The 23,341-nt window shown below is 68.2% G+C and carries 33 protein-coding genes; 30 read left to right on the plus strand and 3 right to left on the minus strand.

The window, feature by feature from the left end:
* Positions 1–191: 191 nt before the first annotated feature.
* The 3 genes from ACFVV1_RS25875 to ACFVV1_RS25885 form a co-directional block, all read right to left on the minus strand.
* Positions 192–2,252, minus strand: a complete 2,061-nt coding sequence (locus ACFVV1_RS25875; RefSeq protein ID WP_389993808.1) for a PIG-L family deacetylase — start codon at positions 2,250–2,252, stop codon at positions 192–194.
* 272 nt (positions 2,253–2,524) lie between these two features.
* Positions 2,525–4,738 carry a poly(A) polymerase gene (locus ACFVV1_RS25880; protein WP_389993525.1) on the minus strand — a complete coding sequence of 738 codons (2,214 nt, stop codon included), beginning with the start codon at positions 4,736–4,738 and terminating at the stop codon, positions 2,525–2,527.
* On the minus strand, positions 4,739–6,409 hold the full coding sequence (locus ACFVV1_RS25885) for an RNA ligase family protein (protein ID WP_389993528.1): 1,671 nt from the start codon (positions 6,407–6,409) through the stop codon (positions 4,739–4,741). It abuts the gene before it with no gap.
* 512 nt (positions 6,410–6,921) lie between these two features.
* Between ACFVV1_RS25885 and rpsJ the strand changes: the two genes are divergently transcribed.
* The 30 genes from rpsJ (at position 6,922) to ACFVV1_RS26035 (ending at position 23,319) form a co-directional block, all read left to right on the plus strand.
* On the plus strand, positions 6,922–7,230 hold the full coding sequence (gene rpsJ / locus ACFVV1_RS25890) for a 30S ribosomal protein S10 (protein ID WP_003948644.1): 309 nt from the start codon (positions 6,922–6,924) through the stop codon (positions 7,228–7,230).
* 13 nt (positions 7,231–7,243) lie between these two features.
* Entirely contained in the window at positions 7,244–7,888 is a 645-nt protein-coding gene (gene rplC, locus ACFVV1_RS25895) for a 50S ribosomal protein L3 (protein ID WP_389993531.1), read from the plus strand.
* A gap of 4 nt (positions 7,889–7,892) precedes the next feature.
* A complete protein-coding gene (gene rplD / locus ACFVV1_RS25900) occupies positions 7,893–8,543 on the plus strand; it encodes a 50S ribosomal protein L4 (protein WP_389993534.1) in 651 nt (216 codons plus the stop codon).
* Positions 8,543–8,866 carry a 50S ribosomal protein L23 gene (gene rplW / locus ACFVV1_RS25905; RefSeq protein WP_014154589.1) on the plus strand — a complete coding sequence of 108 codons (324 nt, stop codon included), beginning with the start codon at positions 8,543–8,545 and terminating at the stop codon, positions 8,864–8,866. Before rplD ends, rplW begins: the two co-directional genes overlap by 1 nt.
* Before the next feature lie 39 nt (positions 8,867–8,905).
* Positions 8,906–9,742 carry a 50S ribosomal protein L2 gene (gene rplB / locus ACFVV1_RS25910; protein ID WP_327258877.1) on the plus strand — a complete coding sequence of 279 codons (837 nt, stop codon included), beginning with the start codon at positions 8,906–8,908 and terminating at the stop codon, positions 9,740–9,742.
* A 12-nt stretch (positions 9,743–9,754) separates the two neighbouring features.
* Positions 9,755–10,036 carry a 30S ribosomal protein S19 gene (gene rpsS, locus ACFVV1_RS25915; protein WP_023539342.1) on the plus strand — a complete coding sequence of 94 codons (282 nt, stop codon included), beginning with the start codon at positions 9,755–9,757 and terminating at the stop codon, positions 10,034–10,036.
* Between the two features lie 42 nt (positions 10,037–10,078).
* Entirely contained in the window at positions 10,079–10,426 is a 348-nt protein-coding gene (gene rplV / locus ACFVV1_RS25920; protein WP_056552397.1) for a 50S ribosomal protein L22, read from the plus strand.
* A complete protein-coding gene (gene rpsC / locus ACFVV1_RS25925) occupies positions 10,426–11,262 on the plus strand; it encodes a 30S ribosomal protein S3 (RefSeq protein ID WP_103492852.1) in 837 nt (278 codons plus the stop codon). Before rplV ends, rpsC begins: the two co-directional genes overlap by 1 nt.
* Positions 11,263–11,267: 5 nt before the next feature.
* A complete protein-coding gene (gene rplP / locus ACFVV1_RS25930; RefSeq protein WP_014047785.1) occupies positions 11,268–11,687 on the plus strand; it encodes a 50S ribosomal protein L16 in 420 nt (139 codons plus the stop codon).
* Complete coding sequence (gene rpmC / locus ACFVV1_RS25935) at positions 11,687–11,911, plus strand: 50S ribosomal protein L29 (protein ID WP_124716937.1); 225 nt, start codon at positions 11,687–11,689, stop codon at positions 11,909–11,911. The genes rplP and rpmC overlap by 1 nt, the downstream gene beginning before the upstream one ends.
* Positions 11,911–12,195, plus strand: coding sequence for a 30S ribosomal protein S17 (rpsQ, locus tag ACFVV1_RS25940; RefSeq protein ID WP_030977953.1), 285 nt, complete (start codon positions 11,911–11,913; stop codon positions 12,193–12,195). Before rpmC ends, rpsQ begins: the two co-directional genes overlap by 1 nt.
* A gap of 107 nt (positions 12,196–12,302) precedes the next feature.
* Positions 12,303–12,671, plus strand: coding sequence for a 50S ribosomal protein L14 (rplN, locus tag ACFVV1_RS25945; protein WP_003966950.1), 369 nt, complete (start codon positions 12,303–12,305; stop codon positions 12,669–12,671).
* Between the two features lie 2 nt (positions 12,672–12,673).
* Positions 12,674–12,997, plus strand: a complete 324-nt coding sequence (rplX, locus tag ACFVV1_RS25950) for a 50S ribosomal protein L24 (protein ID WP_003966949.1) — start codon at positions 12,674–12,676, stop codon at positions 12,995–12,997.
* The gene (rplE, locus tag ACFVV1_RS25955; RefSeq protein ID WP_189544134.1) at positions 12,997–13,554 is read left to right on the plus strand and encodes a 50S ribosomal protein L5; all 558 of its coding nucleotides are present in this window, start codon (positions 12,997–12,999) and stop codon (positions 13,552–13,554) included. The genes rplX and rplE overlap by 1 nt, the downstream gene beginning before the upstream one ends.
* Before the next feature lie 2 nt (positions 13,555–13,556).
* On the plus strand, positions 13,557–13,742 hold the full coding sequence (locus ACFVV1_RS25960) for a type Z 30S ribosomal protein S14 (protein WP_024491590.1): 186 nt from the start codon (positions 13,557–13,559) through the stop codon (positions 13,740–13,742).
* 225 nt (positions 13,743–13,967) lie between these two features.
* On the plus strand, positions 13,968–14,366 hold the full coding sequence (gene rpsH / locus ACFVV1_RS25965; protein ID WP_030351444.1) for a 30S ribosomal protein S8: 399 nt from the start codon (positions 13,968–13,970) through the stop codon (positions 14,364–14,366).
* A gap of 21 nt (positions 14,367–14,387) precedes the next feature.
* The gene (gene rplF, locus ACFVV1_RS25970) at positions 14,388–14,927 is read left to right on the plus strand and encodes a 50S ribosomal protein L6 (protein ID WP_382899812.1); all 540 of its coding nucleotides are present in this window, start codon (positions 14,388–14,390) and stop codon (positions 14,925–14,927) included.
* A gap of 2 nt (positions 14,928–14,929) precedes the next feature.
* Positions 14,930–15,313, plus strand: a complete 384-nt coding sequence (rplR, locus tag ACFVV1_RS25975) for a 50S ribosomal protein L18 (RefSeq protein ID WP_093540756.1) — start codon at positions 14,930–14,932, stop codon at positions 15,311–15,313.
* Between the two features lie 47 nt (positions 15,314–15,360).
* The gene (gene rpsE / locus ACFVV1_RS25980) at positions 15,361–15,966 is read left to right on the plus strand and encodes a 30S ribosomal protein S5 (RefSeq protein ID WP_266913326.1); all 606 of its coding nucleotides are present in this window, start codon (positions 15,361–15,363) and stop codon (positions 15,964–15,966) included.
* Positions 15,966–16,148, plus strand: coding sequence for a 50S ribosomal protein L30 (rpmD, locus tag ACFVV1_RS25985; RefSeq protein ID WP_389993539.1), 183 nt, complete (start codon positions 15,966–15,968; stop codon positions 16,146–16,148). Before rpsE ends, rpmD begins: the two co-directional genes overlap by 1 nt.
* Before the next feature lies 1 nt (position 16,149).
* Positions 16,150–16,605: a 50S ribosomal protein L15 gene (rplO, locus tag ACFVV1_RS25990; RefSeq protein ID WP_018550610.1), complete on the plus strand. Its 456-nt coding sequence runs from the start codon at positions 16,150–16,152 to the stop codon at positions 16,603–16,605.
* Between the two features lie 215 nt (positions 16,606–16,820).
* Entirely contained in the window at positions 16,821–18,140 is a 1,320-nt protein-coding gene (gene secY / locus ACFVV1_RS25995) for a preprotein translocase subunit SecY (protein WP_389993542.1), read from the plus strand.
* A complete protein-coding gene (locus tag ACFVV1_RS26000; protein WP_389993544.1) occupies positions 18,140–18,796 on the plus strand; it encodes an adenylate kinase in 657 nt (218 codons plus the stop codon). Before secY ends, ACFVV1_RS26000 begins: the two co-directional genes overlap by 1 nt.
* A gap of 130 nt (positions 18,797–18,926) precedes the next feature.
* Complete coding sequence (map, locus tag ACFVV1_RS26005) at positions 18,927–19,763, plus strand: type I methionyl aminopeptidase (RefSeq protein WP_389993547.1); 837 nt, start codon at positions 18,927–18,929, stop codon at positions 19,761–19,763.
* 289 nt (positions 19,764–20,052) lie between these two features.
* Positions 20,053–20,274, plus strand: coding sequence for a translation initiation factor IF-1 (infA, locus tag ACFVV1_RS26010; RefSeq protein WP_003956442.1), 222 nt, complete (start codon positions 20,053–20,055; stop codon positions 20,272–20,274).
* A gap of 60 nt (positions 20,275–20,334) precedes the next feature.
* Positions 20,335–20,448 (plus strand): 50S ribosomal protein L36, encoded by a 114-nt coding sequence (rpmJ, locus tag ACFVV1_RS26015; RefSeq protein WP_003956441.1) that lies wholly within the window; start codon positions 20,335–20,337, stop codon positions 20,446–20,448.
* Positions 20,449–20,642: 194 nt separating this feature from the next.
* The gene (gene rpsM / locus ACFVV1_RS26020; protein WP_307125430.1) at positions 20,643–21,023 is read left to right on the plus strand and encodes a 30S ribosomal protein S13; all 381 of its coding nucleotides are present in this window, start codon (positions 20,643–20,645) and stop codon (positions 21,021–21,023) included.
* A 105-nt stretch (positions 21,024–21,128) separates the two neighbouring features.
* Positions 21,129–21,533: a 30S ribosomal protein S11 gene (rpsK, locus tag ACFVV1_RS26025; protein ID WP_006376016.1), complete on the plus strand. Its 405-nt coding sequence runs from the start codon at positions 21,129–21,131 to the stop codon at positions 21,531–21,533.
* A 30-nt stretch (positions 21,534–21,563) separates the two neighbouring features.
* The gene (gene rpsD / locus ACFVV1_RS26030) at positions 21,564–22,190 is read left to right on the plus strand and encodes a 30S ribosomal protein S4 (RefSeq protein ID WP_389993549.1); all 627 of its coding nucleotides are present in this window, start codon (positions 21,564–21,566) and stop codon (positions 22,188–22,190) included.
* A gap of 106 nt (positions 22,191–22,296) precedes the next feature.
* A complete protein-coding gene (locus ACFVV1_RS26035) occupies positions 22,297–23,319 on the plus strand; it encodes a DNA-directed RNA polymerase subunit alpha (RefSeq protein WP_003966937.1) in 1,023 nt (340 codons plus the stop codon).
* Positions 23,320–23,341 lie beyond the last annotated feature (22 nt).

The following is a 23,341-nucleotide window of genomic DNA, read 5'->3' on the forward strand; positions in this document are numbered from 1 at the left end:
CGAGGACCTCGTCCCCGCGGGCGGCCTGGGCCACGACCTCGATACCGGGTTCGCGCGCCGGCACGGAGACCGGTCCCTCCCGTACGACCGTCATGTCCTCGGCAATCAGCACCTTGAGCGTGAGCATCAGCACCTTGAGCGTGATCAGAGGATGACAGCCGCTGCCCTCCGGCAGGTGCCCGCCCGCGTCGTCAGGCCTGCTGGGGGCGCCAGAGCCACGGGCGGGCGTCGACCCCCAGTGCCACCACCGTCGGCCGGCCGTCCGTTGCGATGTGCAGCGCGGGCCCGTCCAGCGCCACCGGCCCGCGCTTGCGTACGGAGATTCCTTGGGACGTACGGAGCTGGATCCGGCCCTTCTCGGTGCGGCCGAGCAGCACCGGGCCGCGCGGCGACCCCGCGGCGGACACCGGCCCGTACCCGTCGAAGCCCACCCGGTCCTCGACCAGCCGCCCGTACCCGTCGATGCCGGTCTCCGCCGCCGCCTCCCCGGTCCGTACGGTCGTCAGAGCGGCCTTCGCCGCCGCGCGGTAGAACAGCTCGACGGTGCCGCCCGTCCCGGGCAGTGCGGCCGGGCCGTCCCCGGGCACCGGCACCCCGCTGATCTGGGTGCGCGCGGTGACCGGGTCGCCGGGCGCGTCCTGCGTCCAGTGATGCACCGCGAACCGGCCCGCCGCGAAGACATGGACGCACCCGGCGTCGTCCACCACGGCATGCAGCCCGTCCTGGATCTCGCCGCCGCCCGTGTCCCGCCAGCCGCTCCACCGGCCCGCCGTGTCCCGTACCCGGGTGCTGAGGCCCTGCTCCGCGTTCCGTACGAAGAGGTGGACCCGCCCGTCGCAGGCGGCGATCGCGACCGGGACGCCGATCCGCCGTCCGCCGTCGTGATTCCGCACCGGGTTGCCCAGCCCCTGCCAGGCACGGAAGCCGCCGCCGGGGGAGCGCTGCTCCAGCGCGACGATCTCGCGCTCGTTGTCCGCCCCGCGCCCGCCGAGCGCGGCGAACCGCAGCCCGAAGAGCACCTGTCGCCCGTCCGGCAGGGTCGCACAGCCCAGGACCGATGCGAGCGGGCCGCCGCCGAGGTCGTCCGGGGTGTCCCACGTCGCGCTGCCCGGTGCGCTCTCGCGCCAGCGCACCGCCCGCAGCCCCAGCACCCCGTACGCGACGAGCCGGCCGTCCGGGTCGGTGGTGACGGCCGGGCGGGGGCCCGGGTAGCGGTAATGGGTGGACCGTACCCAGCCCTTCCGGTTGGTCAGCGGCCGGTTGCCGCCGACGCCGTAGTCACCGCAGCCTGCGGAGTTGCCGCAGCGCCAGTCGGCCGAACCCCCGTACGCCACCAGGAGCGACGCCTTCTCCGCCAGCACGGCGGGCGGCAGGTTCTTGGGCCAGTGCCGGTTGTAGTAGCCGCGGAACGCCGTGGTGGCGAAGCGCGGCACCCCGTCGCCGCTGCGGGTGGCCAGCGCCACCCAGCGGATCAGCGCCGTCCAGGTGAACAGCGCGGTCGCGGTGTGGTCGGGATGGTCGGAGTAGCCCTTCTGCTCGCTGTCCCGTCGCCGGACGAGCTCACTGCTGTGCTGGATGTCGGGGTCCGGGTCCATGGTGTGCACGATGCTCGGCCGGTACCGCTCGAACAGCCCGACCAGGACGTCGATCAGTCCGTCGTACGTGTACGAGCCCACCTGCTGCAGCGGCGAGTTGTCGGCGACGACGGTGGGCAGGACGAGCCGCCGGTCCTGCCAGAGGCTGGGGAGCCCGAGACGCCCGTATGTGGTGTGCATGGCGGTGTTGATGAAGATCAGCTCGACCTCGCGGCCGGCGTTGCCGAGGCGGTTGATCTCGGCCCGGTGGTTGCCGTGCAGAGTGATGACGGACTTCTGCCAGGCCGTGAACCGGCCGAGTCCGAGCAGCGTCGCATACGCCTGGCGGAGCCCCTGGTGACGTGAGGAGGAGTACGCGGCCTTGTCGGGGGTGGGCTGCGGCCGGCCCGGCATGCGATTGATGCCGGTGGCCTCGCCGCCGGTCAGATAGACGCAGACCAGCGGCGTCCCGGCGTAGAAGGCCTGCTGGGTGTCCGGGTTCATGAAGTACAGGTCGTCGTCCGGGTGGGCGAGGATCTGCATCATCAGGGCCGTGCGCGAGGTGCTGATCGGCAGGCCGGGCATCGGGTCCGCGGTGGGGTCGCGGCGGCGGGGCGACGCGGGCGCGGTGCAGGCGCTGAGGGCGGCCAGGCTCATCGCCCCGGCCGCCGCCGTCATCAGGGTGCGCCGCGGCACTCCCGTGCGAGATGCGCGCAGCGCAGGTTCGTCCGTCACACCGTGCTCCGTCCACTTACCCCGCAGCGGGCGGCTGTGCGGCCCTGCGCTGCGTGCCGAATCCGTGCAGGCGGCGGAGGTCGAGCCGCTGCTGCGGGGGGATAGACGGAGATTCCCCGGGGTGGGTTGCCTGGGTTTCTACGGGTGTGCGACAAGAACCCGGACGGCCCAGCGTGCGGGCGTGCGCACCACAGGGCGGTCGGCGCCGGTTTCCGTCAGCGCAGCTCCGGTACCCCGCCCCGGTCCGTCCGGCGCAGGTCCGCTTCCGGGATGCCGTGCAGCAGCCGGGCGCCGATCTCCGCGAGCCGGGCCTCGTCGGGCGGGGTGCGGCCGAGGCCGACGGCGTACCGGACGTGGGAGGCGTCGGCGGCGAACGGGCGGGGCCAGGCGTGGGCGTCCGGGGAGCCCGCCTCCGCCAGGGCGGCGAGCAGGGCCAGGAGCCTCCCGCGGAACCGGCCCTCGTCCGCGCCCCGCCGTACGGAGACGACCGCCCAGGCGGCGTGCCGCAGACGCAGGGGCGGCGGGGCGCAGAGTCCGGCGTGCGGTACGGGCGCGGTGTCGGCGGTGGACTCCAGGATCTCCCAGGCGCGGAAGAGCTCCTCGGCGACGAGGTCGCGGCCCGCGGGGGAGACCTGCGAGGTGCAGGAGCGGACGGGGGCGGTCGGGGTCAGCACGGTCAGGGGGAGCCCGCCCGCGTCCCCGGAGCCGACCGGCCGGTTCCAGTCCCATGCGGCCCACGTCGCGAAGAAGTGCCGGAGCAGGGGGAGCGGCGGCAGCTGACCGGCCTCGTGGGCGGTACGGGCCGCCAGTACGGACCAGGCGAGGCCGGGCAGCCCGCCGCACGGGGCGGAGTCCAGACCACGCGCCCGCGCCCAGGCCTTCACCTCGCGCGCGAGGTGGGTGAACGCGGCCCGGTGCGGGTCCGCCGCCGCGAGCACGGCATCGGCGTCGCTCACCGCGCTGAGCGCCGTGGCCGCCGCCCCGCCCAGTTCGGTACGGCGGGCGACCGCCACGTCCGGGGAGAGGCCACCGGTCGCGACGATCACCAGGTCCACCCGGAGCCCGTCGAGGCAGAAACGCAGACCGGGTACGCGCGCACCGGTCACCTCACGCAGATCGACGGCCTCCGGCAGGGCAGCGGCCAGCCGCTCCCGTACCCCCGGCAGATCCCCGTCACCGGGCAGCGCCGCGACCAGGTCCACATCGGCGCCGGGCAGCGCACAGCCCATCCGCCGCGAGCCGGCCAGGTGGACGCGGCCCTCGGGCAGGGCGGCGGCCACCCGGCGCAGGAGATCCGCCGCCGCTGCGTCGTCGTCCTGCGCCGCGGCCCCGGCCAGCTCCACCCGTACCCCGAAGTGGTCCGAGACGTACAGCCCGTCCGGCGTGGCCACCTCGCCCAGCAGCGCCGCCGACACGGGCCGCAGCCGCTCCGAGCGGATCAGCACCCGGTCCAGCCGGGACACCCGCCCCGTCAGCGAGGAGACGGCGGCCAGCGGGTTGACGGACGGGTCGAAGGTCGGCGTCCGGTCGTCCGCGCCGTGCACCAGGATCCAGGCGTCCGGCATCCCCAGCCGGTCCTGGGGGGTGTCGCCGCCGTCGTTGAAGTCGCCGAGCAGTGCCACGTCGCCGTCGATCGCGGCCAACCCCGTGGCCAGATCGGCCAGTTCGGCATCGCGCCGGGCGGCGCCGACCGGCGAGTGGTCGCTGCTGAGGTGGGTGACCGCGACCGTGACCGGTCCCTCCGCGGTCTCCACGACCACGGCGGCGACCGCCTTGTGCGGGCCGAGGGCATGCAGGCCAGCCTCCCGTACGGGGAGCCTGCTGAGCAGCAGCAGACCGCAGTCGGCGACATCCTGGCCGGCCGGACCGGCCCAGAAGGTATAGCTCTCGCGGACCCACGGCGTCGACAACAGCAGGCCGAGCAGGGCGGGTTCGGCCTCCTGGAGGGCGATGACATCCGCGTCCGCCGCACGCAGGGCGTCGAGGAGGAGGGGCCGTCGCCGGGCGGTGTCTATGCGGTCGCTGTCGTAGCGGTCCCAGAGGGTGTTCCAGGTCAGCAGCGTCAGGGCAGCGGGGGGCGCCGTCGGCGGCAGGTCCTGCGGTACGGGCGTCCAGGCGGCCTCCGGCGCCGAGAACGCGTGCGGCGTACGGGAGACGAAGTACGGGGACGGCAGCCGGCGCGGGGCGCGTACCCGTCCGGCGTCCGTCGCACCGATCCGGTCCACGCCCGAGGACCGGTCCCACACCACCTCACCGTCCGCCTCGAAGAACAGCACCCGGTGCCAGGGAATCTCCCCGCCGGGCGTGAACCGGGGCAGCGGCACCCGCTCGGGCACGGTCCCGCGCTGTGCCACGCCCATCACGAAGCGCGCCGGGTCGAACCGGGCGTCCCAGCGGACCCGGTGGTAGATCTCCTCGCTGGTACGCATCTACGCCCTGTCCTCCACGGTTCCGCTCGCGCCGATGTACCAGGTGCGGTGCGCCTGGCCGGGATACGGGGGCACGAACCGGTGCAGCTGCGAGGTCAGCACCCGAGGGGGCACCGGGTGGGTGCGGCGCTCGTTGCGGCGGAGCAGCTCCGCCTCGTCGGCCAGGGCCACCGCGTGGGTGAGCAGCGCGTCCCTGCGCCGGGCGACCGCGTGCACCAGGGAGCGCTGGTGTGCGTTGAGCGAGGTGGCGTCCCAGACGACGGTGCCGCCCGCGGCGAGCGCGGCGTCCAGCCGGTCGAGCCCCTCGCGCAGCACCTCCCCGTTGGCCTTCTGGCCGGCGCGCGATCCCCGGGCGAGCCGCAGATCGTCGAGCGCGAGGTACGTGTCGACGCCGGGCAGTCCGCGCGCGAAGGTGCTCTTGCCGCTGCCGGAGGGGCCCATCAGATGCACCAGGCGCGGGAACTCCCCGGTGCGCCACCGCCACGTCGCGGCGACAGCCTCCTCGGCGGTGGCGACCCGGCCCCGGGCGTACGCCTCCCGGGCCTGCGCCCAGCAGCGGTCGGCGACGTCCGGGGCCAGGCCGGCGAACGCCTCCCGCAGCCCGTCCGGTTCCCGTACGTCCGCCGCGTGCAGAGCCGACCACTCCACCTGTTCGCGCGCCCCGTCGGTGTCCGCGACCGCGGCGGCCAGCGCGTGCAGCAGCGGCAGATCGGCGGCGAACGACATCCGGACGAGGCCGGTCCGGCGCTCCTCGTCCGGGTACGGACGGTGCAGCGCCGGGTGCAGCCCCACGAGATCCGCGACGCGGCGGGCGAGCGGCATCCCCAGCGCCCCCGCCAGCGCGGGCGCCAGTTCGGTGCGGCGGGACCGGTGCAGCAGCGCGGCCAGCACCCCGGTCAGCCGGTCGTCACCCGTCCGGCCCAAGGCGTCGAGGGCATCGCCCATCGCGGCGGCGGCCCGTGCGTCCCCCGCGGCCGTCCCCGTCGCTCCGCCCAGCGCCGCCGCGTCGACCGGCGCCCCGGACCGTACGGTCCACAGCGCGGCGGCCGGGCCGAGCCCGTTCTCCACCACGGCGGCGTGCATCCAGTGGGTGCCGGTCCGTACATGGCCGGGCCGCACCCACTTCGCCACCAGCCGCCCGAACTCCGGTGCGCCGAAGCCGTTCGTGGGCCGGACGACGTACCCCTCCTGCCGCCCGGTGTCCGGCTTCAGCGCCCGCAGCGCCTTCTCGGCCCGCGCGTCGAACACCCCGCGCCACAGCACCGGCGGCACCGGTATCCCCAGACCGCGCAGGAACACCACGGTCCGGTCCCAGTCCAGGCAGTGCTCGCCGTGCCAGACGGAGAAGCCGTAGAAGTAGCTCTCCAGGCCGTCGTACGGGATCGAATGGCGCGCGAACACGTTCTCCCCGCACACCCGCCACCCTGCGGGGATACGGGCCCGGATCCGGCCCTGGAGCGCCTTCACCCAGCCCCGCGAGGGGTGGTGGGCGGAATCGAGCGAGCGGGCGTGGAGGCCGTCGGCGTAGAGCGTGGTGTTCTCGCCGTCCAGCTTCTCGGTGACGACGACCTCACGGCCGGTCAGCGCGGAGAGGTCCGCGATCCGTACGTCGTCCGAGGTGGCCCCCGGGGACCAGGGCAGATGCGCGGTGCGCGGATAGTGCGTACGCATGGTGTGAAGCCCCTGATGACGACGGCGTGCCCGGCGGGTCACTGTAGGGGCGGGGGTGCGGGACGCTCGAACGAATTACGGGGAGAACGCCGCCCGGCACGGGTCCGGATGCGCGCCCGCGTTTGACCAACGGAACGCGCGGGGTAAGATCCTCCGCCCGATTGGCCAGGCTCGCGCCCCGTATGGCACACTGACCAGGTTGCTCGGTTGAGTGCCAATGCTGCGCGCCTCCCGCCGGGAGGACCGGAAGCGAGTCCCACAGTACTCGTCGACCCCCTGCGGGTCGGACGTACGGGAATCTTCCGGGAAGCGTCAGTGGGGCACCGGCCAGGCACCCGGTGGGTGTTCCGCCCCCGGTCTCGCGGTCCTCGGGCCCGCACCCCCTTGGTTGGGAAATCCTTCGGGAGATCTGCGTAGAGGGGATGCGACACGCCCGACCGCGTGGGTCGGAGACGGAGTTACCAGAGCCCTCGGGTTCCAGAGCGTTACGAGAGACAGGACTACTAGTAGCCATGGCGGGACAGAAGATCCGCATCCGGCTCAAGGCCTACGACCACGAGGTCATCGACTCCTCGGCGAAGAAGATCGTCGAGACGGTGACCCGCACTGGTGCGTCGGTCGCAGGCCCGGTGCCGCTGCCCACTGAGAAGAACGTGTACTGCGTCATCAAGTCGCCGCACAAGTACAAGGACTCGCGCGAGCACTTCGAGATGCGCACGCACAAGCGCCTCATCGACATCCTCGACCCCACGCCGAAGACGGTTGACTCGCTCATGCGTCTCGACCTGCCGGCCGGCGTCGACATCGAGATCAAGCTCTGAGGTGACGCGCGAGATGGCTAAGAACATTAAGGGCGTCCTGGGCGAGAAGCTCGGCATGACCCAGGTCTGGGACGAGAACAACCGGATTGTCCCGGTGACCGTCGTCAAGGCCGGGCCCTGTGTCGTCACCCAGGTCCGCACCAACGACCGCGACGGCTACGAGTCGGTCCAGATCGCCTTCGGCGAGATCGACCCGCGCAAGGTGAACAAGCCCCTCAAGGGCCACTTCGCCAAGGCCGACGTGACCCCGCGCCGCCACCTGGTGGAGCTCCGCACCCCTGACGCCGGCGAGTACACGCTGGGCCAGGAGGTCACTGCCGCAGTGTTCGAGTCCGGCGTCAAGGTTGACGTCACGGGCAAGAGCAAGGGCAAGGGCTTCGCCGGTGTGATGAAGCGCCACAACTTCAAGGGTGGCAAGGCGTCCCACGGTGCCCACCGTGTGCACCGCATGCCCGGCTCCATCGGTGGCTGTGCCACCCCCGGCCGTGTCTTCAAGGGCATGCGCATGGCGGGTCGCATGGGCAACGAGCGTGTCACCACCCAGAACCTGACCATCCACGCGGTTGACGCGGAGAAGGGTCTGCTCCTCATCAAGGGCGCAGTCCCCGGTCCGAACGGCGGCCTCGTCCTGGTCCGTACCGCGGCCAAGGGGGCTTGAGGTAATGAGCACCATTGACATCCTTTCGCCGGCAGGCGACAAGGCCGGTACCGTCGAGCTCCCCGCGGAGATCTTCGACGCGAAGACCAGCGTTCCGCTGATCCACCAGGTCGTTGTCGCTCAGCTGGCTGCTGCCCGTCAGGGCACGCACAAGACCAAGCGTCGCGGCGAAGTCCGTGGCGGTGGCCGCAAGCCGTACCGCCAGAAGGGCACCGGCCGCGCGCGCCAGGGTTCGACCCGTGCGCCGCAGTTCGTCGGCGGTGGCGTCGTCCACGGCCCGCAGCCGCGTGACTACTCGCAGCGGACCCCGAAGAAGATGAAGGCCGCCGCCCTGCGCGGTGCCCTCTCCGACCGGGCCCGTCACTCCCGCATCCACGTCGTCACCGGCGTGGTCGACGGTGCAGTGTCCACGAAGGCCGCCAAGACGCTGTTCGGCAAGATCTCGGAGCGCAAGAACCTGCTCCTGGTCGTCGACCGCGCCGACGAGGCCGCGTGGCTGTCCGCCCGCAACCTGCCCCAGGTGCACATCCTGGAGCCGGGCCAGCTGAACACGTACGACGTGATCGTCTCTGACGACGTGGTCTTCACCCAGGCCGCCTTCGAGTCCTTCGTGTCTGGCCCCCAGACCGCTGAGACCGAAGGGAGCGACGCCTGATGAGCGAGGCGACCGTTACCAGCAAGACCTACTCGGACCCGCGCGACGTTCTCGTCAAGCCGGTCGTTTCCGAGAAGAGCTACGCGCTGCTCGACGAGAACAAGTACACGTTCATCGTCGCGCCCGGCTCCAACAAGACCCAGATCAAGCAGGCCGTGGAAGCGGTCTTCTCGGTCAAGGTCACCGGGGTCAACACGATCAACCGGCAGGGTAAGCGCAAGCGCACCAAGACCGGTTTCGGCAAGCGTGCTGACACCAAGCGCGCCATCGTGACCCTCGCCGAGGGCGACCGTATCGACATCTTCGGCGGCCCGACCTCCTGACGGAGGTCGAGTCGTCCGGAATCGGACGAGGACTGAGAAATGGGTATCCGCAAGTACAAGCCGACGACCCCGGGCCGTCGTGGCTCCAGCGTCGCCGACTTTGTCGAGATCACGCGGTCCACGCCGGAGAAGTCGCTGGTCCGCCCCCTGCACAGCAAGGGCGGCCGTAACAACGCCGGTCGGATCACCGTTCGCCACCAGGGTGGCGGACACAAGCGCGCCTACCGCGTGATCGACTTCCGTCGTCACGACAAGGACGGCGTGCCGGCCAAGGTCGCGCACATCGAGTACGACCCCAACCGCACCGCGCGCATCGCGCTCCTGCACTACGCGGACGGCGAGAAGCGCTACATCATCGCGCCGCGTGGCCTGACGCAGGGCGACCGTGTCGAGAACGGCCCGGCCGCCGACATCAAGCCCGGCAACAACCTGGCGCTGCGCAACATCCCGGTCGGTACGACCATCCACGCCATCGAGCTGCGGCCCGGCGGCGGCGCGAAGTTCGCCCGTTCCGCGGGTGCCTCCGTGCAGCTGCTGGCGAAGGAGGGCACCATGGCCCACCTTCGTATGCCGTCGGGTGAGATCCGCCTGGTCGACGCCCGCTGCCGCGCCACGATCGGTGAGGTCGGCAACGCCGAGCAGTCGAACATCAACTGGGGCAAGGCCGGTCGCATGCGCTGGAAGGGCGTTCGCCCGTCCGTCCGCGGTGTTGCGATGAACCCGGTCGACCACCCGCACGGTGGTGGTGAGGGCAAGACCTCCGGTGGACGTCACCCGGTCTCGCCGTGGGGTCAGAAGGAGGGTCGTACTCGCTCGCCGAAGAAGGCATCGAGCAAGTACATCGTCCGCCGCCGCAAGACGAACAAGAAGCGCTAGGAGCGGGTTTAGATGCCGCGCAGTCTCAAGAAGGGGCCCTTCGTCGACGGCCACCTCATCAAGAAGGTGGACGTACAGAACGAAGCTGGCACCAAGAACGTCATCAAGACCTGGTCCCGTCGCTCGATGATCATCCCGGCCATGCTGGGTCACACCATCGCGGTGCACAACGGCAAGATCCACGTCCCGGTGTTCGTCACCGAGTCGATGGTCGGCCACAAGCTCGGCGAGTTCTCGCCGACTCGCACCTTCCGCGGCCACGTCAAGGACGACCGGAAGTCGAAGCGCCGCTAGCGCGGGGTGGAAACGACTATGACTCACACCGAAGGGACAACCATGGAAGCCAGGGCCCAGGCGCGGTACATCCGCGTCACGCCCATGAAGGCCCGCCGCGTGGTGGACCTCATCCGTGGCATGGATGCCACGGAGGCTCAGGCGGTCCTGCGTTTCGCCCCGCAGGCCGCGAGCGTGCCGGTTGGCAAGGTGCTTGACAGCGCCATTGCCAACGCTGCACACAACTACGACCACACCGACGCCTCTTCGCTGGTCATCAGCGAGGCGTTCGTGGACGAGGGTCCGACCCTGAAGCGGTTCCGTCCGCGTGCTCAGGGCCGTGCCTACCGGATCCGTAAGCGGACCAGCCACATCACCGTGGTCGTCAGCAGCAAGGAAGGAACCCGGTAATGGGCCAGAAGGTTAACCCGCATGGGTTCCGGCTCGGCATCACCACGGACTTCAAGTCCCGTTGGTACGCCGACAAGCTGTACAAGGACTACGTCAAGGAAGACGTTGCCATTCGTCGCATGATGACGAAGGGCATGGAGCGGGCCGGCATCTCGAAGGTCGAGATCGAGCGCACCCGCGACCGCGTCCGCGTTGACATCCACACCGCCCGCCCGGGCATCGTCATCGGCCGCCGCGGCGCCGAGGCCGACCGCATCCGTGGCGAGCTGGAGAAGCTGACCGGCAAGCAGGTCCAGCTGAACATCCTCGAGGTCAAGAACCCCGAGGTGGACGCTCAGCTGGTGGCCCAGGCCGTCGCCGAGCAGCTCTCCTCCCGCGTCTCCTTCCGTCGTGCCATGCGTAAGAGCATGCAGAGCACGATGAAGGCCGGCGCCAAGGGCATCAAGATCCAGTGCGGTGGCCGCCTCGGCGGCGCCGAGATGTCCCGCTCGGAGTTCTACCGCGAGGGCCGTGTGCCCCTGCACACGCTCCGTGCGAACGTCGACTACGGCTTCTTCGAGGCCAAGACGACCTTCGGCCGGATCGGTGTGAAGGTCTGGATCTACAAGGGCGACGTCAAGAACATCGCCGAGGTCCGCGCCGAGAACGCCGCTGCCCGCGCCGGCAACCGCCCGGCCCGTGGCGGCGCTGACCGCCCGGCCGGCCGTGGTGGCCGGGGTGGCGAGCGTGGCGGTCGCGGTCGCAAGCCGCAGCAGTCCGCGCCGGCAGCCGAGGCCCCCAAGGCCGAGGCTCCCGCCGCCGCTGCTCCGGCTGAGAGCACCGGAACGGAGGCCTGACCGAAATGCTGATCCCCCGTAGGGTCAAGCACCGCAAGCAGCACCACCCGAAGCGCAGCGGTATGTCCAAGGGTGGCACGCAGGTTGCGTTCGGCGAGTACGGCATCCAGGCGCTGACCCCTGCGTACGTGACGAACCGCCAGATCGAGGCAGCTCGTATCGCGATGACCCGCCACATCAAGCGTGGCGGCAAGGTCTGGATCAACATCTACCCGGACCGCCCCCTGACGAAGAAGCCTGCCGAGACCCGCATGGGTTCCGGTAAGGGTTCTCCCGAGTGGTGGATCGCGAACGTCAAGCCGGGTCGGGTGATGTTCGAGCTGTCCTACCCGAACGAGAAGATTGCTCGTGAGGCGCTTACCCGCGCTGCTCACAAGCTTCCGATGAAGTGCCGGATCGTTCGGCGCGAGGCAGGTGAGTCGTGATGTCGGCCGGTACCAAGGCGTCCGAGCTGCGCGAACTGGGCGGCGAGGAGCTCCTCAACAAGCTCCGCGAGGCCAAGGAAGAGCTGTTCAATCTCCGCTTCCAGGCGGCGACGGGCCAGCTCGAGAACCACGGTCGGCTCAAGTCCGTCCGTAAGGACATCGCCCGGATCTACACCCTGATGCGCGAGCGCGAGCTGGGCATCGAGACGGTGGAGAGCGCCTGATGAGCGAGAAGACTGTGACTGAGACGAACACCGACCGCGGTTTCCGCAAGACCCGTGAGGGTCTGGTCGTCAGCGACAAGATGGACAAGACCGTCGTCGTCGCTGTCGAGGACCGTGTCAAGCACGCGCTGTACGGCAAGGTCATCCGCCGTACGAACAAGCTCAAGGCGCACGACGAGCAGAACGCCGCAGGCGTCGGCGACCGCGTCCTCCTGATGGAGACCCGGCCGCTGTCCGCCACGAAGCGGTGGCGCGTCGTCGAGATCCTCGAGAAGGCCAAGTAATTCCTGAGGGGCATTCCCCTCAGGCAGGTTCCGCCAGGCTCGGTGGGGGCCCGCTCCGGTAACGGAGTGGCCCCCGCCGGGAACCGGCAGACGATCAGGAGATAGACGTGATCCAGCAGGAGTCGCGACTTCGCGTCGCCGACAACACGGGTGCGAAGGAAATCCTCACCATCCGTGTTCTCGGTGGTTCGGGTCGCCGCTACGCGGGCATCGGTGACGTCATCGTCGCCACCGTCAAGGACGCGATCCCCGGTGGCAACGTGAAGAAGGGTGACGTCGTCAAGGCCGTCATCGTTCGCACCGTCAAGGAGCGTCGTCGCCAGGATGGCTCGTACATCCGCTTCGACGAGAACGCCGCCGTCATTCTGAAGAACGACGGCGACCCCCGCGGCACCCGTATCTTCGGCCCGGTGGGCCGTGAGCTGCGCGAGAAGAAGTTCATGAAGATCATCTCGCTCGCGCCGGAGGTGCTGTAAGCATGAAGATCAAGAAGGGCGACCTGGTTCAGGTCATCACCGGTAAGGACAAGGGCAAGCAGGGCAAGGTCATCGTGGCCTACCCCGCTCAGGACCGCGTCCTCGTCGAGGGTGTCAACCGGGTCAAGAAGCACACCAAGGCCGGTCAGACCGCTCGCGGTTCGCAGACCGGTGGCATCGTCACGACCGAGGCCCCCATCCACGTGAGCAACGTTCAGCTCGTCGTGGAGAAGGACGGCAACAAGGTCGTCACGCGCGTCGGTTACCGCTTCGACGACGAAGGCAACAAGATCCGCGTTGCCAAGCGGACGGGTGAGGACATCTGATGGCTACCACCACCACTCCGCGTCTGAAGACGAAGTACCGCGAGGAAATCGCCGGCAAGCTGCGTGAGGAGTTCTCGTACGAGAACGTCATGCAGATCCCCGGCCTGGTCAAGATCGTGGTCAACATGGGTGTGGGCGACGCCGCCCGCGACTCCAAGCTGATCGACGGCGCCGTGCGCGACCTCACCACGATCACCGGCCAGAAGCCGGCCGTCACCAAGGCCCGCAAGTCCATCGCGCAGTTCAAGCTGCGCGAGGGCCAGCCGATCGGCTGCCACGTCACCCTTCGTGGTGACCGGATGTGGGAGTTCCTGGACCGTACGCTGTCGCTCGCGCTGCCGCGTATCCGTGACTTCCGTGGCCTGTCGCCGAAGCAGTTCGACGGCCGTGGCAACTACACCTTCGGTCTCACGGAGCAGGTCATGTTCCACGAGATCGACCAGGACAAGATCGACCGGGTCCGGGGCATGGACATCACCGTGGTCACCACGGCGACCAATGACGACGAGGGTCGTGCCCTCCTTCGTCACCTCGGCTTCCCGTTCAAGGAGAACTGACCGTGGCGAAGAAGTCTCTGATCGCTAAGGCCGCCCGTAAGCCGAAGTTCGGCGTTCGCGGGTACACCCGCTGCCAGCGCTGCGGCCGGCCCCACTCCGTCTACCGCAAGTTCGGCCTGTGCCGCGTGTGCCTTCGTGAGATGGCTCACCGTGGCGAGCTGCCGGGCGTGACCAAGAGCTCCTGGTAATTCTCCTTCGCCCTTAGGGGCGTTGGGAATTGACGGAAGCTCTCGGTAAGCATCTGGTCGGCAGGAGCCCGCCCTCACATGCCGTAGGCTTGTGGGGTTGGGCGCCTGCCGCCCTAGACCGACTTACTACGCCGTAGGTCCCCGCACCGCACCCGTCCTGCCTCTGAGTAGGGAGAGGGATGGCGCATACAGGAAACCCCGGCGAGAGAGGCCGAAGGCCAATTCATGACCATGACTGATCCCATCGCAGACATGCTCACGCGTCTGCGTAACGCGAACTCGGCGTACCACGACGACGTCGTGATGCCGCACAGCAAGATCAAGTCGCACATCGCGGAGATCCTCCAGCAGGAGGGCTTCATCACCGGCTGGAAGGTCGAGGACGCCGAGGTCGGCAAGAACCTCGTCCTCGAGCTGAAGTTCGGCCCGAACCGCGAGCGCTCGATCGCCGGCATCAAGCGAATCTCGAAGCCGGGTCTGCGTGTATACGCAAAGTCCACCAACCTGCCGAAGGTCCTCGGCGGCCTGGGCGTGGCGATCATCTCCACGTCCCACGGTCTCCTGACCGGCCAGCAGGCCAGCAAGAAGGGCGTAGGTGGGGAAGTCCTCGCCTACGTCTGGTAGTCGGGAACGGAGGAATAGCTCATGTCGCGAATCGGCAAGCTCCCCATCCAGGTTCCCGCCGGTGTGGACGTCACCATCGATGGCCGCACGGTCGCGGTGAAGGGCCCCAAGGGTTCCCTCGCGCACACCGTCGCGTCGCCGATCGAGGTCACCAAGGGTGAGGACGGCGTTCTGAACGTCGTCCGCCCGAACGACGAGCGTCAGAACAAGGCCCTTCACGGCCTGTCCCGCACGCTGGTGGCGAACATGATCACCGGTGTGACCCAGGGATACACCAAGGCGCTCGAGATCAGTGGTGTCGGTTACCGCGTCCAGGCGAAGGGCTCCAACCTGGAGTTCGCCCTGGGCTACAGCCACCCGATCCTGATCGAGGCCCCGGAGGGCATCACCTTCAAGGTGGAGTCCCCCACGAAGTTCTCCGTCGAGGGCATCGACAAGCAGAAGGTCGGCGAGACCGCGGCCAAGATCCGCAAGCTGCGGAAGCCTGACCCGTACAAGGCCAAGGGCGTCAAGTACGCCGGCGAGGTCATCCGCCGCAAGGTCGGAAAGGCTGGTAAGTAGCCATGGCATACGGCGTAAAGATCGCCAAGGGCGACGCCTACAAGCGTGCCGCCCTCAAGCGTCGCCACATCCGCGTCCGCAAGCACATCTCCGGTTCGCCGGAGCGTCCGCGCTTGGTCGTGACGCGGTCCAACCGCCACATGGTCGCTCAGGTCATCGACGACATCGCGGGCCACACGCTCGCGTCGGCGTCGACCCTGGACGTTTCCATCCGTGGTGGCGAGGGCGACAAGAGCACCCAGGCCAAGCAGGTCGGCGCCCTGGTCGCTGAGCGTGCCAAGGCCGCAGGCGTCGAGGCCGTCGTGTTTGACCGCGGTGGTAACCAGTACGCCGGGCGGATTGCCGCTCTGGCTGACGCCGCCCGTGAAGCCGGACTGAAGTTCTAAGCCCCGGTTCCTACGCACAGCGGACGTAACAGAGAGAGGTAAATCCAATGGCTGGACCCCAGCGCCGCGGAAGCGGTGCCGGTGGCGGCGAGCGGCGGGACCGGAAGGGCCGTGACGGCGGCGCAGCTGCCGCCGAGAAGACCGCGTACGTTGAGCGCGTTGTCGCGATCAACCGCGTCGCCAAGGTTGTGAAGGGTGGTCGTCGCTTCAGCTTCACCGCGCTGGTCGTGGTGGGCGATGGTGACGGCACCGTCGGTGTCGGTTACGGCAAGGCCAAGGAAGTTCCCGCGGCCATCGCCAAGGGCGTGGAAGAAGCCAAGAAGAGCTTCTTCAAGGTTCCGCGCATCCAGGGCACCATCCCTCACCCGATCACGGGCGAGCGGGCCGCGGGTGTCGTGCTGCTGAAGCCGGCTTCCCCCGGTACCGGTGTTATCGCCGGTGGCCCGGTGCGCGCCGTTCTGGAGTGCGCCGGCGTTCACGACATCCTGTCGAAGTCGCTCGGCTCGTCCAACGCGATCAACATCGTGCACGCGACCGTGGCGGCCCTCAAGGGCCTGCAGCGTCCCGAGGAGATCGCGGCCCGCCGTGGTCTGCCCCTCGAGGACGTCGCCCCCGCGGCTCTGCTCCGTGCACGTGCGGGAGCGGGTGCGTAATGGCTCGCCTCAAGATCACGCAGACGAAGTCGTTCATCGGTAGCAAGCAGAACCACCGCGACACCCTTCGTTCGCTCGGGCTCAAGCGCCTGCACGACGTGGTTGTCAAGGAGGACCGCCCCGAGTTCCGCGGAATGGTGCACACCGTCCGCCACCTCGTGACGGTTGAGGAGGTCGACTGACATGGCGGAGAACAAGCCGCTGAAGGCCCATGACCTCCGGCCCGCCCCGGGCGCCAAGACCGCCAAGACCCGTGTGGGTCGTGGTGAGGCGTCCAAGGGTAAGACCGCCGGTCGTGGCACCAAGGGCACCAAGGCCCGTTACCAGGTTCCGGAGCGCTTCGAGGGTGGGCAGATGCCCCTCCACATGCGTCTCCCGAAGCTCAAGGGCTTCAAGAACCCGTTCCGCACCGAGTACCAGGTCGTGAACCTGGACAAGCTCGCGACGCTCTACCCCGAGGGTGGAGAGGTCACCGTGGCCGACCTGGTCGCCAAGGGTGCGGTGCGCAACAACCACCTCGTCAAGGTCCTCGGACAGGGCGAGATCTCCGTGGCACTGCAGGTTTCGGTTGACGCCGTCTCCGGCTCCGCCAAGGAGAAGATTGCCGCCGCCGGCGGCACCGTCACCGAGCTCGTCTGAGACAACTCGATGGCCTGAACATCCGACCGGGGATGCCTCTCATTTGGGGCATCCCCGGTTGGTCGTTCCTAGGTGGGCATGGTCGCCGGTAAGGTGGCGTGCGTTGTTGTGTGGTAACCCCCTGGGCGCCCGCCCGGGGACCTTTGACTGTTACGTATTCGTCGATCCTCAAGACCGTCACCTCTACGCTTTGCGCGGGGGTCGCAGGAGGCACCGTGCTCACCGCGTTCGCCCGGGCGTTCAAGACGCCCGACCTGCGCAAGAAGCTGCTCTTCACGCTCGGCATCATCGTGCTCTACCGGCTCGGGGCACACGTCCCGGTACCGGGAGTGAGCTACGAGAACGTCCAGACCTGTGTTGATCAGGCCAGCAAGGGCAACAACAGCCTCTTCGGCCTGGTGAACATGTTCAGCGGTGGTGCACTGCTGCAGATCACGATCTTCGCGCTCGGCATCATGCCGTACATCACGGCCAGCATCATTCTTCAGCTGCTGACCGTGGTGATTCCCCGACTCGAGGCGCTCAAGAAGGAGGGGCAGTCCGGGCAGGCGAAGATCACGCAGTACACGCGTTATCTGACCGTCGCGCTCGCCATCCTCCAGGGCACCGGCCTGGTGGCCACCGCCACCAGTGGCGCGCTGTTCAGCGGCTGCCCGGTCGCCGACCAGATCGTGCCGAACCAGTCGATCTTCACGACCATCGTCATGGTCGTCACGATGACCGCGGGTACCGCGGCCGTCATGTGGCTCGGTGAGCTCATCACCGACCGTGGCATCGGCAACGGCATGTCGATCCTGATGTTCATCTCGATCGCCGCCAGCTTCCCCGGCGCCCTGTGGGCCATCAAGACCAGCGGCAAGCTGGCCGACGGCTGGATCGAGTTCGGCACCGTCATCCTGATCGGCTTCGTGATGGTGGGCCTCGTCGTCTTCGTCGAGCAGGCCCAGCGCCGTATCCCGGTGCAGTACGCGAAGCGCATGATCGGCCGCAGGTCGTACGGCGGTACGTCGACGTACATTCCGCTGAAGGTGAATCAGGCGGGTGTGATTCCCGTCATCTTCGCTTCTTCGCTGCTCTACATCCCGGCCCTGATCGTCCAGTTCTCCAACTCCACTGCGGGCTGGGCGACCTGGATCAAGGACAACTTCGTCAAGGGCGACCATCCGTACTACATCACGGCGTACTTCCTGTTGATCGTCTTCTTCGCCTTCTTCTATGTGGCGATTTCGTTCAACCCCGAGGAAGTCGCCGACAACATGAAGAAGTATGGTGGGTTCATCCCGGGTATCCGGGCTGGTCGACCTACTGCCGAGTACCTGAGCTACGTGCTCAACAGGATCACTTGGCCGGGCTCGCTGTACCTGGGTCTGATCGCTCTTGTGCCGACGATGGCGTTGGCAGGCTTCGGTGGTGCGAACGCCAACTTCCCGTTCGGCGGGACGAGCATCCTGATCATCGTGGGTGTGGGGCTGGAGACCGTGAAGCAGATCGAGAGTCAGCTCCAGCAGCGCAATTACGAAGGGTTCCTCCGCTGATGCGAATCGTCCTCGTCGGGCCGCCCGGTGCCGGCAAGGGAACGCAGGCTGCGTACCTTGCCAAGAACCTGTCGATTCCACAGATCTCCACGGGCGATCTCTTCCGCGCCAACATCAGCCAGGGCACCGACCTTGGCAAGCAGGCCCGCGCCTACATGGACGCAGGCCAGTTGGTACCGGACGAGGTCACCATCGGGATGGCCAAGGACCGCATGTCCCAGCCCGACGCCGAGAACGGCTTCCTGCTGGACGGCTTCCCGCGCAATGTGGGTCAGGCCGAGGCCCTGGACGCCATGCTCAAGGACGAGGGCACCAAGCTGGACGCGGTCCTGGACCTGGAGGTCCCCGAGGACGAGGTGGTCAAGCGCATCGCCGGCCGCCGGATCTGCCGGAACGACGGCTCGCACGTCTTCCACGTGACGTACAACCCGCCGACGACCGAGGGTGTCTGCGACACCTGCGGCGGCGAGCTGTACCAGCGCGACGACGACTCCGAGGAGACGGTCCGCACCCGGCTGGAGGTCTACCACACGCAGACCGAGCCGATCATCGATTACTACCGGGCCCAGAACCTGGTGGTCACCATCTCCGCGCTCGGCAAGGTCACCGAGGTGACCGAGCGGGCGATGGAGGCTCTCAAGTCCGACAAGGGCTGAGCGCAACACCCGCAGTACTTGTGCAGTCGGCCGCGGCGTCCATGGGCGCCGCGGCCGACTGTTTGCGCCGTATCGTTGGGTACGCCGCAGTCACCGTTCGATGCAGTCCGATGCAGAGAGGCGCCGTGCAATGGTGCAGATCAAGACCCCCGAGCAGATCGCGAAGATGCGTGAGGCGGGGCTGGTGGTCGCTGCCATTCACGCGGCCACCCGCGAGGCGGCGGTCCCCGGCGCCACGACGCTGGACCTGGACCGGGTCGCCCGCAAGGTGATCGCCGACCACGGTGCGAAGTCGAACTTCCTCGGATACGGCGGGTTCCCCGCGACCATCTGCACCTCGGTCAACGAGGTCGTCGTCCACGGCATCCCGGACGACAAGACCGTCCTCAAGGACGGCGACATCATCTCCATCGACGCCGGCGCGATCGTCGACGGCTGGCACGGCGACGCCGCGTACACGGCCTTCGTCGGCACCGGTCACGCTCCGGAGCTGGTCGAGCTGTCGCGGGTGACCGAGGAGTCCATGTGGGCCGGTATCGCCGCGATGAAGGTGAACAACCGCCTCGTCGATATCTCGAAGGCGATCGAGTCCTACATCCGCCGCCAGCCCCGCCCCGCCACCGGCAAGTACGGGATCATCGAGGACTACGGTGGCCACGGCATCGGTACCGAGATGCACATGGACCCGCACCTGCTGAACTATGTCGCCCGCAAGCGCGGCAAGGGCATCAAGCTCGTACCCGGCGTCTGCCTGGCCATCGAGCCGATGGTCTCCCTCGGTACGGCGCAGACCGAGGTGCTCCAGGACGACTGGACCGTGATCACGACGGACGGCACCTGGTCCTCCCACTGGGAGCACTCGATCGCCCTCACCGAGCAGGGTCCCCTGGTCCTGACCGCCCCCGACTGCGGCAAGGCGAAGCTGGCCCAGTACGGCATCGAGGCGGCGCCGGACCCCCTGGGCTGACTGTTCCCCGGCGGGCGGAGCCCGGCGCAGCCGTCCGAAGCCTGCGAGGCGCCCCGGTGCCGAGCTCGCGAGGGCTGCGTGTGGGAGGGGTCGGCATGGAGGCGGCGCCGGACCCTCTGGGCAGATGTGACCCGCTTGTGGAGGTCTAAGGATCTCCCCGGGTGGGCAAACTTGACGGATTCGTCTTTTGGAGTCCGCTGACGTAGACTGACTCGTCGGCTCTCGTGCATCCGTGTGTCCACATACGGCGCAGGAAGTCGATCAAGGTAGCCGATTCGAAAGGCGAAGCGTGGCCAAGAAGCAAGGTGCCATCGAAATTGAGGGCACCGTGATCGAGTCCCTCCCGAACGCCATGTTCAAGGTGGAACTCCAGAACGGTCACAAGGTCCTCGCGCACATCAGCGGCAAGATGCGGATGCACTACATCCGAATCCTTCCGGATGACCGGGTCGTCGTGGAGCTTTCCCCGTACGACCTGACGCGTGGCCGGATCGTCTACCGCTACAAGTAGATCTTGCCTGCACCCCGCTTCGGCGCGGTGACGGCACTGACCCGGAGAACCTGACATCCCATGAAGGTCAAGCCGAGCGTCAAGAAGATCTGCGACAAGTGCAAGGTGATCCGCCGTCACGGTCGGGTCATGGTCATCTGCGACAACCTGCGCCACAAGCAGCGCCAGGGCTGACGCACGACCACCTGCATCTCGCAGTACTTCGCGCGACGCACGTAAAACGTACATACGCAGAGTCCGTCCAAGCTTCGGCTGACGACACCTCCGGCGGGGGCCGGGGACCCGGGCGTACCACCTCTCGTCACGAGAGGTCGGCGATCGGGAGCGGCACTGTGGAAGACCCCCGAAATAACAACTGGAGCCATTGAATGGCACGCGTTTCAGGTGTTGACATCCCGCGCGAAAAGCGCGTGGAGGTTGCCCTCACCTACGTCTTCGGTATCGGGCGCACCCGGTCCAAGGAGATCCTCGCCACCACCGGCGTGAACCCGAACGCCCGCGTTCGTGACCTGGCCGAAGAGGACCTGGTCAAGATCCGCGAGTACGTGGACGCCAATCTCCGCACCGAGGGTGACCTTCGCCGCGAGATCCAGGGCGACATCCGCCGCAAGATCGAGATCGGCTGTTACCAGGGCATCCGCCACCGTCGTGGTCTGCCGGTCCACGGCCAGCGCACCAGCACGAACGCTCGTACCCGCAAGGGCCCGCGTCGCGCGATCGCCGGTAAGAAGAAGCCGGGCAAGAAGTAGTCCTCAGCGGACGCACTGCGGTCGTCCGGGCCACCGGTCATCCGCAGCAACCAGCGGTCTTCGCTGTAGGACCGATCACCTCCCCTCTCCATCTGGAGTCAAGACATGCCCCCCAAGGGTCGTCAGGGCGCAGCCAAGAAGGTGCGTCGCAAGGAAAAGAAGAACGTCGCTCACGGCCACGCGCACATCAAGAGCACGTTCAACAACACGATCGTCTCGATCACGGACCCCGCGGGCAACGTGATCTCCTGGGCCTCCGCCGGCCACGTCGGCTTCAAGGGCTCGCGCAAGTCCACCCCCTTTGCCGCGCAGATGGCCGCCGAGTCGGCCGCCCGCCGCGCGCAGGAGCACGGCATGCGCAAGGTTGACGTCTTCGTCAAGGGTCCGGGCTCCGGCCGCGAGACCGCGATCCGTTCGCTCCAGGCCACCGGCCTGGAGGTCGGCTCGATCCAGGACGTCACCCCCACTCCGCACAACGGATGCCGGCCGCCCAAGCGCCGTCGCGTCTGATCCGTCTGAAGCAACGGAGACAACTGGAAAATGGCGCGATACACCGGGGCCGACTGCAAGCGTTGCCGTCGGGAGAAGCAGAAGCTGTTCCTCAAGGGCAGCAAGTGCGAGAGCGCGAAGTGCCCGATCGAGATCCGTCCTTACCCCCCGGGTGAGCACGGACGCGGGCGCACCAAGGACAGCGAGTACCTTCTTCAGCTTCGTGAGAAGCAGAAGTGCTCGCGGATCTACGGTGTCCTTGAAAAGCAGTTCGTGAACTACTACAAGGAAGCGAACAAGAAGTCCGGCAAGACCGGTGAGAACCTTCTGCGCATCCTTGAGACCCGCCTCGACAACGTGGTCTACCGGGCCGGCTTCGCCAAGTCCCGCGACCACGCCCGTCAGCTGGTGCGTCACGGACACATCACCGTGAACGGCACGAAGACCGACATTCCGTCGGCCCGCGTCGCCGCGAACGACGTCATCGAGGTTCGCCAGAAGTCCAAGGCCCTGACCCCCTTCCAGGTGGCCCAGGCCGAGGCCGGCGAGCGCACCGTACCGGCGTGGCTCGAATCCGTGCCGTCGACGATGCGGATCCTCGTGCACTCGCTGCCCGAGCGCCAGGTGATCGACACCCAGGTGCAGGAGCAGCTGATCGTCGAGCTCTACTCCAAGTAGGAGCTCGTGGGTCCGGGCGGTACGGCTCTTTCGGGTCGTGCCGCCCGTACCCTTGTCAGTATCTGGGGGCGTCAAATAGTGGGCGCCCACGACTGAAGGAACCAACATGCTTATCGCTCAGCGTCCGTCGCTGACCGAAGAGGTCGTTGACGAGTTCCGCTCCCGGTTCGTCATCGAGCCGCTGGAGCCGGGCTTCGGTTACACCCTCGGCAACTCTCTCCGCCGTACGCTCCTCTCCTCGATCCCCGGTGCCGCTGTCACCAGCATCCGGATCGACGGTGTCCTGCACGAGTTCACCACCGTGCCGGGCGTCAAGGAGGACGTCACCGACCTCATCCTCAACATCAAGCAGCTGGTCGTCTCCTCGGAGCACGACGAGCCGGTCGTGATGTACCTGCGCAAGCAGGGTCCCGGCCTGGTCACCGCTGCTGACATCGCCCCGCCGGCCGGTGTCGAGGTCCACAACCCGGACCTGGTCCTGGCCACGCTGAACGGCAAGGGCAAGCTGGAGATGGAGCTGACCGTCGAGCGCGGTCGCGGCTACGTCTCCGCCGTCCAGAACAAGCAGGTGGGCCAGGAGATCGGCCGTATCCCGGTCGACTCCATCTACTCGCCGGTGCTCAAGGTCACCTACAAGGTCGAGGCGACCCGTGTCGAGCAGCGCACCGACTTCGACAAGCTGATCGTCGACGTCGAGACCAAGCAGGCCATGCGTCCCCGTGACGCCATGGCTTCGGCCGGTAAGACCCTGGTCGAGCTGTTCGGTCTGGCGCGCGAGCTCAACATCGACGCCGAGGGCATCGACATGGGCCCGTCCCCGACGGACGCCGCGCTCGCCGCCGATCTGGCGCTGCCGATCGAGGAGCTGGAGCTCACGGTCCGTTCGTACAACTGCCTCAAGCGTGAGGGCATCCACTCCGTGGGTGAGCTCGTGGCTCGTTCCGAGGCCGATCTGCTCGACATCCGCAACTTCGGTGCGAAGTCGATCGACGAGGTCAAGGCGAAGCTGGCCGGTATGGGCCTCGCGCTGAAGGACTCGCCTCCCGGCTTCGACCCGACCGCCGCCGCGGACGCCTTCGGTGCGGACGACGACGCGGATGCCGGTTTCGTGGAGACCGAGCAGTACTGAAACGCCTCCGGCTGGGGTGCTC

Origin of the sequence: Streptomyces sp. NPDC058092, from assembly GCF_042884935.1 — a bacterium.
Taxonomy (GTDB): Bacteria; Actinomycetota; Actinomycetes; order Streptomycetales; family Streptomycetaceae; genus Streptomyces.